The sequence below is a fragment of the Pseudomonas serboccidentalis genome, from assembly GCF_028830055.1.
In the GTDB taxonomy this organism is placed as follows: Bacteria; Pseudomonadota; Gammaproteobacteria; order Pseudomonadales; family Pseudomonadaceae; genus Aquipseudomonas; species Aquipseudomonas serboccidentalis.
On the sequence record NZ_CP101655.1, the window covers coordinates 2,373,001 to 2,387,366 of the forward strand.

Annotated in this window: 13 protein-coding genes; 5 read left to right on the top strand and 8 right to left on the bottom strand. The window is 61.1% G+C overall.

Going from position 1 to position 14,366, the window contains the following annotated elements; all coding sequences use genetic code 11:
- Positions 1 to 54: 54 nt before the first annotated feature.
- Entirely contained in the window at positions 55 to 732 is a 678-nt protein-coding gene (locus tag NN484_RS10950) for an alpha/beta family hydrolase (RefSeq protein WP_274659088.1), read from the top strand.
- Positions 733 to 1,811: 1,079 nt separating this feature from the next.
- On the top strand, positions 1,812 to 2,168 hold the full coding sequence (locus tag NN484_RS10955) for a DUF6124 family protein (protein ID WP_274659089.1): 357 nt from the start codon (positions 1,812 to 1,814) through the stop codon (positions 2,166 to 2,168).
- 194 nt (positions 2,169 to 2,362) lie between these two features.
- On the opposite strand, the gene NN484_RS10960 is transcribed toward NN484_RS10955, so the two are convergent.
- The 4 genes from NN484_RS10960 to inhA all read right to left on the bottom strand — a co-directional run bounded on the left by NN484_RS10960 (position 2,363) and on the right by inhA (position 6,444).
- Positions 2,363 to 2,839 (bottom strand): hypothetical protein, encoded by a 477-nt coding sequence (locus NN484_RS10960; RefSeq protein WP_215501054.1) that lies wholly within the window; start codon positions 2,837 to 2,839, stop codon positions 2,363 to 2,365.
- Positions 2,840 to 3,094: 255 nt separating this feature from the next.
- Positions 3,095 to 4,660, bottom strand: a complete 1,566-nt coding sequence (locus NN484_RS10965; RefSeq protein WP_127652162.1) for a methyl-accepting chemotaxis protein — start codon at positions 4,658 to 4,660, stop codon at positions 3,095 to 3,097.
- Between the two features lie 102 nt (positions 4,661 to 4,762).
- Positions 4,763 to 5,554, bottom strand: coding sequence for a CPBP family intramembrane glutamic endopeptidase (locus tag NN484_RS10970; RefSeq protein ID WP_274659090.1), 792 nt, complete (start codon positions 5,552 to 5,554; stop codon positions 4,763 to 4,765).
- 203 nt (positions 5,555 to 5,757) lie between these two features.
- Positions 5,758 to 6,444 carry an isonitrile hydratase gene (gene inhA, locus NN484_RS10975; RefSeq protein WP_274659091.1) on the bottom strand — a complete coding sequence of 229 codons (687 nt, stop codon included), beginning with the start codon at positions 6,442 to 6,444 and terminating at the stop codon, positions 5,758 to 5,760.
- An 89-nt stretch (positions 6,445 to 6,533) separates the two neighbouring features.
- Here inhA and NN484_RS10980 point away from each other — a divergent pair, with 89 nt between their 5' ends.
- Positions 6,534 to 7,517 (top strand): GlxA family transcriptional regulator, encoded by a 984-nt coding sequence (locus tag NN484_RS10980; RefSeq protein WP_215501052.1) that lies wholly within the window; start codon positions 6,534 to 6,536, stop codon positions 7,515 to 7,517.
- On the opposite strand, the gene NN484_RS10985 is transcribed toward NN484_RS10980, so the two are convergent.
- The 4 genes from NN484_RS10985 to NN484_RS11000 form a co-directional block, all read right to left on the bottom strand.
- A complete protein-coding gene (locus tag NN484_RS10985; RefSeq protein WP_274659092.1) occupies positions 7,486 to 8,379 on the bottom strand; it encodes an alpha/beta fold hydrolase in 894 nt (297 codons plus the stop codon). The two genes, NN484_RS10980 and NN484_RS10985, sit on opposite strands and share 32 nt — an antisense overlap.
- A 184-nt stretch (positions 8,380 to 8,563) precedes the next feature.
- Entirely contained in the window at positions 8,564 to 8,953 is a 390-nt protein-coding gene (locus NN484_RS10990) for a hypothetical protein (RefSeq protein WP_127652157.1), read from the bottom strand.
- Positions 8,954 to 9,367: 414 nt separating this feature from the next.
- Positions 9,368 to 11,194, bottom strand: coding sequence for a glycoside hydrolase family 15 protein (locus NN484_RS10995; protein WP_274659093.1), 1,827 nt, complete (start codon positions 11,192 to 11,194; stop codon positions 9,368 to 9,370).
- Positions 11,187 to 11,987 (bottom strand): glucose 1-dehydrogenase, encoded by an 801-nt coding sequence (locus NN484_RS11000; protein WP_127652155.1) that lies wholly within the window; start codon positions 11,985 to 11,987, stop codon positions 11,187 to 11,189. Before NN484_RS11000 ends, NN484_RS10995 begins: the two co-directional genes overlap by 8 nt.
- Before the next feature lie 198 nt (positions 11,988 to 12,185).
- Between NN484_RS11000 and NN484_RS11005 the strand changes: the two genes are divergently transcribed.
- Together NN484_RS11005 and NN484_RS11010 are read left to right on the top strand one after the other, a co-directional pair.
- A complete protein-coding gene (locus tag NN484_RS11005) occupies positions 12,186 to 13,358 on the top strand; it encodes an MFS transporter (RefSeq protein ID WP_274659094.1) in 1,173 nt (390 codons plus the stop codon).
- Positions 13,359 to 13,436: 78 nt separating this feature from the next.
- A complete protein-coding gene (locus NN484_RS11010) occupies positions 13,437 to 14,171 on the top strand; it encodes a thioesterase II family protein (protein WP_215501049.1) in 735 nt (244 codons plus the stop codon).
- Positions 14,172 to 14,366 lie beyond the last annotated feature (195 nt).

Below are 14,366 nucleotides of genomic sequence, written 5' to 3' on the forward strand. Positions count from 1 at the left end.
GAACGCCGCGAATCCTTCGTCTGGAGTTATAGGCAGACTAAAAGCGAGGCAAGCATGGACAAACAGCACAAGGCCAGTATTGACGGGGATCAATGGGCGCAGTGTGTGCGTGATCATGGGTGGCTTTGGGATGCCGCGTCGGGCGAGGCTGCGGCGACGTTGATCCTGGCCCACGGTGCTGGTGCGCCGATGGATAGCGACTGGATGAACGATATGGCTGGGCGCCTTGCCGGGCTTGGTATCAACGTGTTGCGGTTTGAGTTTCCGTATATGGCGCAGCGGCGGGTGGATGGGGTGAAGCGGCCGCCGAATCCTGCTGGGAAATTGCAAGAATGCTGGCGTGAGGTTTATGCCGAGGTGCGGCGTCATGTCACTGGGGTTTTGGCCATTGGCGGCAAGTCGATGGGCGGGCGGATGGCGAGTTTGGTGGCGGATGAGTTGGGTGTTGATGCGATGGTGTGTCTGGGGTATCCGTTTTATGCGGTGGGGAAGCCGGAGAGGCCTCGGGTTGAGCATTTGGCGGGTTTGCGGACTCGGGCTTTGATTGTGCAGGGGGAGCGGGATGCGTTGGGCAATCGCGAGGCTGTCGAGGCTTACACGTTATCGCCTGAGATTGAGGTGTTTTGGTTGGCGGCTGGGGATCATGATTTGAAGCCTTTGAAGGTTTCGGGGTTTACGCATGAGGAGCATTTGGCCCGTGCGGCTGGGCGTGTGGCTGGGTTTCTTCGGTGAGGCTTCACTTGGGGTGTATATCCGTTGCTGCGGTAACGGCGGCTTAGGGTTTCGCCCTGACGGCGACTCACTTTTTTTACAAACGCCTAAAAAAAGTAAGCAAAAAAACGCTTGCTCCTACGTGCGGCCCGCTCGCTGGGGCTCGGGGTTCCCTCGCTCCGGGATCCATCCGGGCGCATCGTCTACGGTTTGCTTCGCTGCACCTCCTCTCGCTGTGTTTGGCTGCGCCAAACGGTCGCTGCGCTCCCACCCCCGGATGAATCCCGGAACGAGGCCTTCCGATGTCGCCCGTGGATCAAGATCAAAAGCTGCAGCCGAGCTTGCGCTCATCCTGTTGAGTGGTGAAGAGCAGAAGCGGTGTGCTGTTGATTTCTGTGGGAGCTGGCCTGCCAGCGATGGCGGCCTACGAGCCGACCAATCTCTAACTGACCCCACCCATTCCCACTGTAGGAGTGAGCCTGCTCGCGATGGCGGCCTGCCAGCCGCCCCATTTCTACTGGGTGTACCCAATCCAACTGTGGGAGCTGGCCTGCCAGCGAAGGCGACCTGCCAGCCGACCAATCTCTGCCGGATGTACCCAATTCAACTGTAGGAGTGAGCCTGCTCGCGATGGCGGCCTGCCAGCCGCCCCATTTCTACTGGGTGTACCCAATCCAACTGTGGGAGCGAGCTTGCTCGCGAAAGCGGCGGACCAGACACCATCGAAATTGAGGGCAATTCCCGGCACTTCATGCCCTGTTTAAATTACACGAACCGTTACGCCATAAAGGCTACAACGCCTTGCGCCGTTACCTACGCCTACGCCAGAATCCGCCGGCTTACGCGGCCATGCAGTGGGCGATATCGTTTCCCTGTCACTGAAAAACAGTGATCGGGTTTGGTAGCCCGTCTGTAATAGCTGTATGGCGACACCGTATGCAGTCCCTTTTTGGGGGCTCGGTTTTATGGTGGTCATGCGTGGGGCTCATTCGTGAGCGCCGGGTTCCTATTGCAGCCGGTCTACCAACCCGCGTATGGCCGCCACCCTCGTTTGGTAGCGAGGGTGATGGCTCCTTGAAATCTGCGATAGGAGTTCATCCATGTTCAAAATCACACCCAACCCACCGCACACTGACCCAATCCCCCACGACCCAGCGCTTGAGTCTCAGAAGACCAAAGAGGCAACGGATCGCGCCCTCGACTACTACCTCAGACCCGAAGCTCTGGTAGCGCCGCCCAAGACTCGTCCCATCTACCTTGTCGATCCCACACTGGATGACGAAACCCTGCTCGTCGAAGCCTGTGAATCGCTGTCCTCGGCCAAAGCCATGGCCGGCAACATCGCCAACTCCGTGAGCGGCCCGGAGCGTCAACCGCTGCTGGCGCTGCAACAGCTGATCATGCTGAACGAGCTGCTGGTCAATCGACTGCTGGATAAGCTGCGCGTGCCCCTGTAGGAGTGAGCCTGTTCGCGATGGTGGCCTGCCAGGTAGCATCAATTTCAGACAGGCAACAAAAAGCCCGGAAGCTCTCGCTGTCCGGGCTTTCAAGATCAAAAGATCACCACCGCGGCAACTCCTGCACGGTGTCATCTTTTCGATGTACCTCGAAGGGTACTTGCCCGCAGTTGCAGCGCTCAACCCAGCCAGTGTTAGTTGGCTTCAGGCGGTCTCAGCCTCGTCATGGTGAAAATCCCCTTGGGGTTCAGACGATAGCGATGACTTTTGAACACGGCCTCGAATGATCCCGTAGCAATGTCCGTTTTAGTGTCATATTTGATGCTGAGGGTCGCCGAGTCGGCGGTTACCCTAGCCATTCCGATAAAACCCGGCGGTGCAGGGATCCAATGGCTATGTCCAAATGTCAGCCCGTGGCTGAGGTTATAGGTGCCTGTGAGTGCCTCATCGGATTGGTAGGGCAGAGTCAGGGAGAAAGCAAAATAGCTTTCATCGTCGAAATTTCCCGTTCCACCATCAATGGCCCAATACGGCTCACCCAAAAACTCGCCCTGATAGAAAGATCTGAATTTGGCTGTTTTCTGTTTACCGCCCAATCTCCATTGAAATGTGTCATCGCGCACTAGCACTAGTGGCTTTTCTTTCGGGAGAAAAATAACTTGAGTGGTCATTGTCATACCTGCCTTTTCGAGTAAGAGGAGGTGTTACAACCGACTGCAATTACGGTTTCTCTTGATACCCGCTCGAACAGATGTTCGTCTACTGTCAGATCTGACAGGTAGCGCAAGCAATAAAAAAACCGGAAGCTTTCGCTGCCCGGTTTTTTGGGGAGGGACCAGCAAGATCAAAAGATCGCAGCCTTCGGCAGCTCCTACATTGGAATGCAGGTTCCTGTAGGAGCTGCCGAAGGCTGCGATCTTTTGCTTTTAGCGGTTAAACCGCTCCACCAACGAATACTGCGTATTGGCAGTCTTGGTCAGCTCTTCACTCAGCAACGCCGAGTTATGCGCTTGCTCGGAAGTCTGATCCGCCAGTTCCGAAATGTTGCTGATGTTGCGGCTGATCTCCTCAGCCACCGCACTTTGCTCTTCGGTCGCCGCCGCAATCTGTGTGGTCATGTCGGTGATGTTGGCTACCGCTTCGCTGATACCGACGAGTGCCTGATCCGCTTCCAGCACCCGCGCCACACCTTCTTCCGCCTGGCGGTGTCCGGCTTCCATGGTTTGCACGGCGCTGCTTGCAGTCTGCTGCAGCTTGGCGATCAGGGCATGGATCTGCCCGGTGGATTCGCTGGTGCGCTGCGCCAGTTGACGCACTTCGTCAGCCACCACGGCAAAACCTCGGCCCATCTCGCCGGCACGTGCGGCTTCGATGGCGGCGTTGAGGGCGAGCAGGTTGGTCTGGTCGGCAATGCCCTTGATCACGTCGACCACACCGCCGATTTCGTCGCTGTCCTTGGCCAGTTGAGTGACGGTCAGGCCGGTTTCGCCGACCACCACCGACAGACGCTGGATGGCTTCACGGGTTTCGCCGGCGATGTCGCGGCCGCGACCGGTCAGGCGATTGGCTTCCTGGGTGGCGTCGGCGGTGCGCTGTACATGGCTCGCCACTTCTTGAGTGGTCGCGGCCATCTGGTTGACGGCGGTGGCGACCTGTTCGGTTTCCACGCGCTGACGTTCCAGGCCGCTGGAGCTGTTGTGCGCCAGGGTGTCGGACTGTTTGGCCTGATCGGTCAGGTGTTCGGCGGTGTCCTGCAGACGGGTCAGGCAGGTTTTCAGACGCGCTTCCTGGCTGAGGATCGACATTTCCAGACGCGCCTGGGCGCCACGGCTGTCGGTGTACATCTGCGCGATCAGCGGGTCGGACGTGGTCTGCTCAGCCAGGCGCAGCAGGCGTTTGAGCCCGCGCTGCTGCCATTGCAGGCCCATCAGGCCCAGCGGAACCGACAGACCGGCGGCGAGGGCGAAGCCCCATTGCGAGTTCAGGGTCGCGCCGATCACGAAGCTCAGCTGGCTGACCAGAATGAACGGCAGCCAGTCCTGCAGCACCGGCAGCCATTTGTCGCTGGAAGGGATCGCCGACTTGCCCTGGTTGATGCGTTGGTAGAGCGCTTCGGCGCGGCGGATCTGTTCGGCGGTGGGTTTGATCCGCACCGACTCGTAACCGATCACCTGACTGCCGTCGAACACCGGTGTCACGTAGGCGTTAACCCAGTAGTGATCACCGCTCTTGCAGCGGTTCTTGACAATGCCCATCCATGGCAAGCCTTGTTTCAGTGTGCCCCACATGTGCGAAAACACCGCCGCCGGCACGTCTGGGTGACGGACCAGGTTGTGCGGCGCACGGATCAGCTCTTCACGCGAAAACCCGCTGATTTCGACGAAAGCGTCGTTGCAGTAGGTGATCACGCCCTTGGCGTCGGTTGTGGAAATCAACCGCTGCTGAGCCGGGAAAGTCCGTTCGCGTTGTGTAATGGGCTGGTTATTACGCATGGTTTTTCAATCCGCAAGGCTTTGAAAGGTTGTCGGCGCTGCCAGGAAATTATTGAAGTTTTTTTTCAGATATAAGTACGGCGTCGCAAAACCGCTCTTGCTTCAACCGGCCAGCATCGGATAGGTGAACAGCGCAAAATGCAGCAGGTTCAGCCCAAAGTGCGTGGCGATCGCCGCAGCAAGGCCACCAAAACGGTAGGCCAGACCATAGCCGACACCCGCCAGACCCGCCAGCAGCACCCAGTGCCATCCCGCGCCCAGATGCGCCAGAGCAAAGATCAGCGACGCCAGTAGCAGGGCGAGGTTATCGCCGTGGGGCAGGTGCTTGAACAGGCGGCTCAAACCGCCCTGTATATAGCCGCGAAACAGTGCTTCCTCGACCAGTGTCACCAGCAACAGATTGTTCAGCAGCCACAGCCACGCCTGATCGGGCCACTTCGGCGCCCAGGCAATCATGCCGAACAACAGCGCGCCGCCCAGTGCCAGGACTGCGCTCAACGCCAGGGCGAGGACGCTGGCGCAGGCCGTCAGACGCAGCGAGCGCGCCGCGACAATCCATGGGCAGGCCAGCAACAGCCAGAAGCCGAGCAAGGGTTTGTCCAGGTTCAGGTACATCGCGAACGGCACGGCGTCATCGGTGAACCGCAGCGGGGCGATGGCCCGGCCGTTGTCGAACCCCGGCAACCAGTGCAGCGCCAGCGACAGGGCGAGGAAGATAAACAGAGCGTGCCCCAGCACCCGCGCCACCGGCACCTGCTGTTGGCGCACGGCGAAACCGGCCACCAGCAACAATCCGAAGGAGATCAGCGCGAGCCAGCCGAGTTGGCCGAAGCTCAACGCCAATCCATAACCGAGGCTGAGAAGTGCCAGATAGAGCCATGGCAACACCTTCATCGAAAGTCCTTGTGCAGAATTCTGTGGAAGGGCTTTCTACACGGGTGGGGGCCTGGGGACAAGTAAAGGTGTGGCGGGAAACTGTGACACGCCGCAATCCTCCCTGTAGGAGCTGCCGCAGGCTGCGATCTTTTGATGTTGATCTTCAAAACAAAGTCAAAAGATCGCAGCCTGCGGCAGCTCCTACATTGAACGAAGGAGGTTTAGCTCAAATTGAGTTTCACTGCTGCTCGTTCAGTAATTGCCGTGCGTGTCTTCAACGATGCCGCTGCACGATCACGGGCCTCATCGACGATCGCGCTCGGTGCCGTATCCGGGCTGCCCGATTCAAACGGCGGCGCCGGCGCATATTCCAGTTGCAGTTGAATCAACTGCGCCGCATCGGCCCCCACCAGTTCCTCGGCCAGCACCAATGCAAAATCGATCCCCGCCGTAATCCCGCCACCGGTAAACAGATTGCCGTCGCGTACCACCCGGTCCTGCACCGCGATCGCGCCGAGTTTTGGCAGCAGTTCGTGATAGGCCCAGTGCGTGGTTGCGCGCTTGCCACGCAGTAACCCGGCGGCGCCAAGCACCAGCGAACCGGTGCACACCGACGTCACATACTTGGCCTGCGCCGCCTGACGCTTGATGAAACTCAGCGTGCGCTCGTCCTCCATCAACGGGCCGACACCCGCGCCGCCGGGCACGCAGATCACATCCAGATCCGGGCAGTCGTCGAAGGTGGTGGTCGGTTTCAGCAGCAGGCCGGTGCTGGCGGTGACCGGCACCAGATCTTTCCAGATCAGGTGCACCTGCACGTCCGGCAGCGAGGCCAGCACGTCATAAGGACCGGTCAGGTCCAGTTGCTGCACCTGTGGAAACAACAGAAAACCGATCTGCAACGTCATGGTGTATTTCTCCATTTGAGGGGTGGACGGCTTCACTGTAGGCGCGTAGGTTCTGGCGTATACGCCAATAACCCCACGAATTACGCCAAATGCCCAAAGCCATTCACGTACTCGCGTTTGCCAACATGCAGATCCTCGACGTCACCGGCCCGTTGCAAGTGTTCGCCTCGGCCAACGACATCGCCCGCCAGCGCGGCTTGCCCGTGCCGTATGCACCGTCGGTGATTGCCAGTGAGGCCGGGGCGGTGATGTCGTCAGCCGGGCTGGCGGTGCTCGCCGAGCCGTTGCCGCAGCAGGCCAGCGATACCTTGATCATCGCCGGTGGCTGGGGCATTTACCCGGCGGCCGAGGACTTGGCGCTGGTGGACTGGGTGCGTGAGCACGCGGCGAAATGCCGACGCGTGGCCTCGGTGTGTACCGGCGCTTTTCTATTGGCCGCCAGCGGCTGGCTCGACGGGCGTCGCGTGGTCACCCACTGGACCCGTTGCGAGCAACTGGCGCGTCAGCATCCGAAACTGCAGGTCGAAGCCAATCCGATCTTCATCAACGACGGCCCGGTCTGGACCTCGGCGGGCGTCACCGCCGGCATCGATCTGGCATTGGCGATGGTCGAGGAGGATCTGGGGCGCGACATCGCCCTCGACGTCGCCCGGCATCTGGTGGTGTTCCTCAAACGCCCGGGCGGTCAGTCGCAATTCAGCGTGACCCTGGCGTTGCAAAATCAGGGCAATCGTTTCGATGACCTGCACGCGTGGATTGCCGAAAACCTCACCTGCGACCTTGGCGTGCCGACCCTCGCCGAACAGGCCGGCATGAGCGAACGCAGTTTCGTGCGGCACTACCGCGCCGACACCGGCCAGACCCCGGCCCGCGCCATCGAACTGATCCGCGTCGAAACCGCCCGGCGCTTGCTCAGCGACACCGGGCTGCCGTTGAAACGCATCGCCGCCAACTGTGGGTTTGGCAGTGAAGAGACATTGCGCCGCAGTTTTCTGCGGGCGATTGGCGTGACGCCGCAGGCGTATCGGGAGCGGTTTTCGGTCAGTGCTGGAGCAGATCCAGTAATGCCTTGAGGGTTTGCTGCGGTGCTTCTTCGGGAATGTTGTGGCCGACACAGGCCAATACCCGTCGCTCGTAAAACCCGGTGAAGTGGTGCGCATCTTCATCTTCTTCTGGCGCCGGCCCGACCCCGTCGTCAGCACCGCACAGGGAAATAGTCGGCACGCTGATCGGCGGTTGTCGGATCAACGCGTCTTCCATCCATTGCAGCGCCGGATCGCCTGCGGCGTACATGAAGCGATGACGGTAGGAATGAATCACCACGTCAACGAAGTCCGGGTTGTCGAAGGCCGGAGCGCTCAGCGGATAACGTTCGGCGTTGCGTGCCCAGGTCGGTGACCACAATCTCCAGAGCAGTTCACAGAACGCCTGCCGATTTTCCGTCAGCCCCGCTACGCCGCGTGGCGTGTGGAAATAGTATTGGTACCAATAGCGGTGCTCGGTCTCGGGATCCAGTGGCCGGGTCGAATTGGCGATGTCCTGCACGTTATAGCCATCCCCCGTCACCAACCCGCGCACCCGCTCGGGAAACAGCGCCGCGACAATGCAGGCCGCACGACCGCCCCAGTCGTAACCGCACAGCGTGGCTTGTTCGATACCCAGTGTATCCATCAACTCCCGCAAGTCTTGAGCGAGGGCTGCTTGCTGGCCGGAGCGCAATGTTTCGGGGTGGTTGAAGCGGGTCGGCCCGTAACCGCGCAGATACGGGACGATCACCCGATAACCCTTGGCGGCAAGGGCGGGGGCGACTTCATCGTACGCCCGAGGCGAGTAGGGGAAGCCATGCAGCAATATGACCGCGTCACCGTTGGACGGGCCGTGCTGTTCAAAGGCAACGGTCAAGTTCGGTGTCAGTACACGTTGAATGTCAGACACGGCAGACTCCACAGCAATGGGCGTCAAGCAACACTAGACCATTCTTTTGTGGCGAGGGAGCTTGCTCCCGCAGGACTGCGTAGCAGGTCCATTGAAGTATGGGGTCGCTTCGCAACCCGGCGGGAGCAAGCTCCCTCGCCACAGGGGAAGCGTCACTTGCCGGCGTCAGTACCGCTGCTTCTCCTTAAGCCTCAGCTTCCGCCACCTGATTGAAATACTTCGTCCGATCCGGAGTAAACGTCACTCGCATCTTCGTCCGCGAACAGGTCAGCGCACGTTCCTCGCCCAGATCAATATCCAGATCTTCGCCACGCAAGCCCTGCCACTGCGCCAGGTATTTGAGCGAACCGTATTTCTCGTTTTTCTTCAGGCTGCGGCTCACGCCGCCTTTCCAGCCGAGCACCGGCAGTTCGCCGGCGAGGCATTTTTGGGCGAGGTCGGGGAAGCGGGCGGCGCGCTGGCGACCGATTTCCCAGCATTTGATCAGGCCTTTGTCGGCGGCTTCCCAGAGTTGGGTGCGGGTCAGGCCGGTGCGCAGGGGCGTGGCGATGGTGCGATGGACGTGCTGGGTCATTCTGGTTCCTTGAATTCGGGTTTTATTGGACAGCTCCGCTGTGCCCGTTGCGGTGGATGGTAGGGGGGGATGTAACAGCTGGCAACAAGGTATTTCTGGGTGTAAGTGCAGGTTGCGGGGGAGGGATGAACTCGGGGCATTGAAGGTTTGTAGGCCGGATTGTTGAAACCTTGTAAGCCCTGATTCCATTTCTTGTGGCGAGGGGGCTTGCCCCCGTTCGGCTGCGCAGCAGTCGTCAAGCCAGACGCTGCGGTACATCTGGGGGGCATTGGTCGAAGGAATTTGGGCTGCTTCGCAGCCCAACGGGGGCAAGCCCCCTCACCACAGGATTTTGCGCTGCGCTTCAATGTGTGTAGGAAATGATCCTGTAGCGTGGCTATTGGCTGAGAGATTTCCTACAGCTTGCGTCGAATATTACGGCTGCCACTCACTCTTTTCCCCGCTCAAACGCCGATCCAGAAAACTCGCCGCACTGATCAACGCCAGGTGCGTCAGCGCCTGCGGGGTGTTGCCCAGATGCCGGCCATGGTTGTCGAACTCTTCGGCGTACAACCCCAGCGGGTTGGCATAGCGCAGCAGTTGTTCGAACTCCAGATGGGCCTTTTCCACCTGGCCGGCGCGGGCCAGACACTCGACGTACCAGAACGAACAGGCGGCAAACGCGCCTTCAGTGCCGGTCAGGCCGTCAATGTTGCTGTCGTCGTTGCGGTAGCGATAGACCATGCCGTCGCGCACCAGATGCTTTTCGATGGCTTCAAGGGTCGACAACCAGCGCGGGTCCTTGGCACTGACGAAACGCACCAGCGGCATCAGCAGCATCGAACCATCGAGCGCGGTGCCCCCCTTGTACTGGACGAAATGCCCGCGCTCCTCGTTCCAGAAGTTGTCCCAGATGTCGCTGTAGATCGCCTGGCGGGTCTGGTCCCACTGGGCGAACGGTGCCGGCAGTGAGCGTTTCGAGGCCAGGCGAATGGCCCGGTCCAGCGCTACCCAGCACATCAATCGCGAGTGCAGGAAGTGGTGCTGCTCACCGCGCATTTCCCAAATGCCTACATCGCTGGTCTGCCAGGTCTCACACACCTGATCGACGACTTCGCTCACGTGTTTCCAGCCTTCGTGGGAAATCGCGTCGCCGTATTTGTTGACCAGATACACCGCATCCATCAGCTCGCCGAAGATATCCAGCTGAATCTGTTCATACGCGCCATTGCCGATGCGCACCGGTTGCGCGCCGCCGTGCCCGGACAAGTGCGTGAGCTCGGTTTCCGGCAATTCCTGACGACCGTCGACGGCGTACAGAATGTTGAGTTTCATCGGACGGCCCCGACAATCGCTGACCCGCCCGCGCAGCCAGCTCATGTAGGCGTTGGCCTCGCCGACAAAGCCCAGGCGCATGAACGCGTAGACCGTGAACGACGCATCGCGGATCCAGGTGTAGCGGTAATCCCAGTTGCGCTCGCCGCCGGGGGTTTCCGGCAGGCCGAAGGTGGCGGCGGCGAGGATCGCGCCGTGCTTGCGTGAGGTCAGCAGCTTCAGTGCCAGTGCCGAGCGATTGACCATTTCCCGCCAGCGCCCACGGTAGTTGGACTGGCGGCTCCAGTCGCGCCAGAACTTCAGCGTGCGTTCCAGGCACAATTTGGCAGCGTCATTGCGCAAGCGTGGATCATCGGCGCCGCCGAGGATGAATTCGGCGGTTTCGTTTTGCTGCAAACTGAACGTCGCGACGGCCGATGCGCCATCAATGTGCAGCGCCTGATCCGCTACCAGACGCAGTGACGGCTGGCCCTCGGCGCTGAAAATCACCGATTGCTGGTCCCTTTGCGCTCGGGTCTTGGCGCGGGCGTAGTCGTGACGCACCGCGCAGCGCAGGTGAAAGGTGGCCTGGCCGCTGACCACCCGCACCCGACGCATCAGCATCGGCAGGTCATCCTCGCTGTCGCCCACCGGCAGCAGGTCGGTGATTTCCACCACCGCATCGTCGCTGAGCCAGCGGGTCTGCAGCACGTTGGTGTCCGGCAGGTAGATCTGCTCGCGGCGCGCGTCGGGCAGGTCCGGCGCGAGCTGGAAAATCCCGGCGTCGGGGGTGTCCAGCAGCGAACAGAAGATCGATGGACTGTCGAACTCCGGCCAGCAGAAAAAATCCACACTGCCCCTGTCGTTGACCAGTGCCGCACTGCGCATGTCGCCGATGATGCCGTGGGCGTCGATCGGACTTTGTCGTTCGAGGTGATGCTCAGCCATTGCCGCGAAACTCCGGATAAAGACTCATGCCGCCGTCGATGAACAGGGTGGTGCCGACGATGTAGTCGGCGGCGTCGGAGGCGAGAAACACCACCGCGTTGGCCACGTCTTCGACATCACCGATGCGTCCGTAGGGGATCAGCTCCAGCAGTTTTTCAGCGGCGGCGCCTTCGGTGACTTCCTGATTGATCGCCGTGCGAATCGCCCCCGGCGCGATGCCGTTGATGCGGATGCGCTGATGGCTGACTTCCTGGGCCAAGGTCTGCATCAACTGATCGACGCCGCCCTTGGATGCCGCGTAGTTGACGTGCCCGGCCCACGGAATGCGCTGGTGCACCGAGCTCATGTGAATGATTTTGCCGGCCGCCCGGGACACGCCTTCGCGCACGCCCTGGCGGTTGAAAATCCGCAGCGCGGCGCGAGCGCAGAGGAACTGGCCGGTGAGGTTGACGCCGATGACCGTGTTCCAGTCTTCGAGGCTCATGTCCACGACCGCCGCATCCTTTTGCAGGCCGGAATTGGCCACCAGAATGTCCAGCGAACCAAACGCCTCGAGGGTCTCGGCGAACAGCCGTTCGACCTCGTCTTCCTGCGACACGTCGGCAGCGATGGCCAGCGCCTGACCGCCGTCGGCGATGATCTGCCGGGCGAGGGCTTCGGCGGGTTCAGCTTGACGATTGTAGTTGATGACCACCGCGGCACCGGCAGCGGCCAGGGCTTTGGCGGCGGCGTGACCGATGCCGGCGCTGGCGCCGGTGACCAGGGCTACTTGTCGGGTGAGGGAGATCTGCATGCGAAGTCGTGCCTTGGGTGAGGGCCTATTTAGCTGACTGGTCGCAAGCCGGGAGAGTTCAGTAACAAAGATCAAAAGATCGCTGCCGAAGGCTGCGGTCTTTTGATCTTCAGGGGCTTCACATTCCACCAACAATTGCGCGCTTCCACGCCACCCGACCCTATGGCAACTTGGCGGCCCTTGATGAGGCTGCAACCCATGGCAAACCCCTACCGCGAATTGTTCACCGCCCCCGGTGCGCGAAATTTTGTTCTCGCCGGAATGATCGCGCGCATGCCGATTTCCATGACCGGCATCGGCGTGATCACCATGCTCTCCCAACTCAAGGGCGGGTATGCGCTGGCCGGTGCGGTGGCGGCGACGTTTGCCTTGGCCACGGCGTTTTGCGCGCCGCAGGTGTCACGTCTGGTCGACCGCTTCGGTCAGGGCAAGGTGCTGCCGCTGTCGGCGTTGATCGGCGGCGGAGCGTTGCTGATGTTGTTGCTGTGCACGCGCTTGCAGGCGCCGACCTGGACGCTGTTCATCTTTGCCGCGCTGGCCGGTTGCATGCCGAGCATGTCGGCGATGGTGCGGGCGCGCTGGACCGAGATCTATCGCGGCCAGCCGCAATTGCAGACGGCCTATGCGCTGGAATCGGTGCTCGATGAAGTCTGTTTCATCGTCGGCCCGCCGCTGTCGGTGGGGCTGTGCGTGGTGGCGTTTCCCGAGGCCGGGCCACTGGCGGCGCTGCTGGCGCTGGCGATCGGCGTGACGGCGTTTGTCGCCCAGCGCAGCACCGAGCCGGCGGTGCATCCGCAGGAATCGCAACAACAGGGTTCGATCATTCGTTCCATCGACATTCAATGGCTGCTGGCGTTGATGGTCGCCATGGGCGTGATCGTCGGCGTGGTCGATGTGGTCAGCGTCGCGTTCGCCCAACAACAGGGGCAGCCGGCAGCGGCGAGCATCGTGCTCTCGGTGTACGCCATCGGTTCCTGTCTGGCCGGTATTGCCTTCGGCGCGATGCGCTCGAAACTGCCGTTGCCACGCCTGTTCCTGTATGGCGGCATCGCGACCGCCGTGACCACGCTGCCGCTGTTGCTGGCGAGCAATATTTTCGGGCTGTCACTGGCGGTGTTTGTCGCCGGGCTGTTCTTCTCGCCGACGCTGATTGTCGCCATGGCGCTGGTCGAACGCATCGTGCCGCCGGCCAAGCTCACCGAAGGCCTGACCTGGCTGGTGACCGGTCTGAGCATCGGTGTGGCGCTGGGGGCGGCGGGGTCTGGTGCACTGGTGGATGCCTTCGGCGCGCGCAGCGGGTTCTGGCTGGCGATTGTCGCCGGGGCCGTGGTGCTTGGCTCGGCGGTGCAGAGTTTCCGTCATCTGAAATAACGTTTGCCGAGGTGCAGGGCTAATTTGCGCAAGGTTGTCTTCGTTCTTTTATACAGACAACTTTTCGAGGTAAGCCGGGTGACTCAGCTGACATTGCTGTGCCTTCCTTATTCGGGCGCCAGTGCGATGGTCTACAGTCGCTGGCGGCGCAAACTGCCCCAGTGGCTGACGCTGCAACCGGTGGAACTGCCGGGACGCGGCGCGCGGTTCAGCGAACCGCTGCAAACCGACATGCGCACCCTGGCCCGACAATTGGCCGCTGAGCTGCAACCGGCATTGCGCGCGCCGTACGCGATCTTCGGCCACAGCCTCGGCGCCTTGCTGGCCTGTGAGCTGGCGCATGCGTTGCGGGCGCTGGGCCTGCCGGAGCCGGTGGCGCTGTTCGCCTCGGGCACCGCAGCGCCGACGATGCGCAGCGACTATGACCGTGGTTTCGCCGAGCCGAAAACCGACGCCGAACTGATCGAGCAGTTGCGCACCCTCAATGGCACCAGCGAGGAGGTGCTGGCCAGTGCCGAGTTGATGAGCCTGACCTTGCCGATCCTGCGCGCCGACTTCCTGTTGTGCGGCACGTTCCGCCCGGTTCAGCGTGCGCTGCTCAAATGTCCGATCCACGTACTGGGCGGCACCACCGACCGCGCCACCACCGAACAACTGATCGGCTGGAGCAAGGAAACCCTTGGCAGCTTCTCCGTGGACATGCTCGCCGGCGGGCACTTTTTCATTCATGAGCATGAAGCCAGGGTGCTGAAGGTGATCAAGGATCAGTTGGATGTGCACCATCGCCGGCATGCCATGGCCGCCACTGCCTGACACGCTCCCCGGTAGGAGCTGCGGCACGCTGCGATCTTTTGATCCTGATCTTTAAGATCAAAAGATCGCAGCGTGCCGCAGCTCCTACAGGGTGTTTGCAATACGACAGAAAATCCCCGTTCTACCTCACGCCTGATAGTTGTTCTCATTCGCTAATTTTTCCGGTCTGCATTCGTTTTATAGGGACGACGTGCC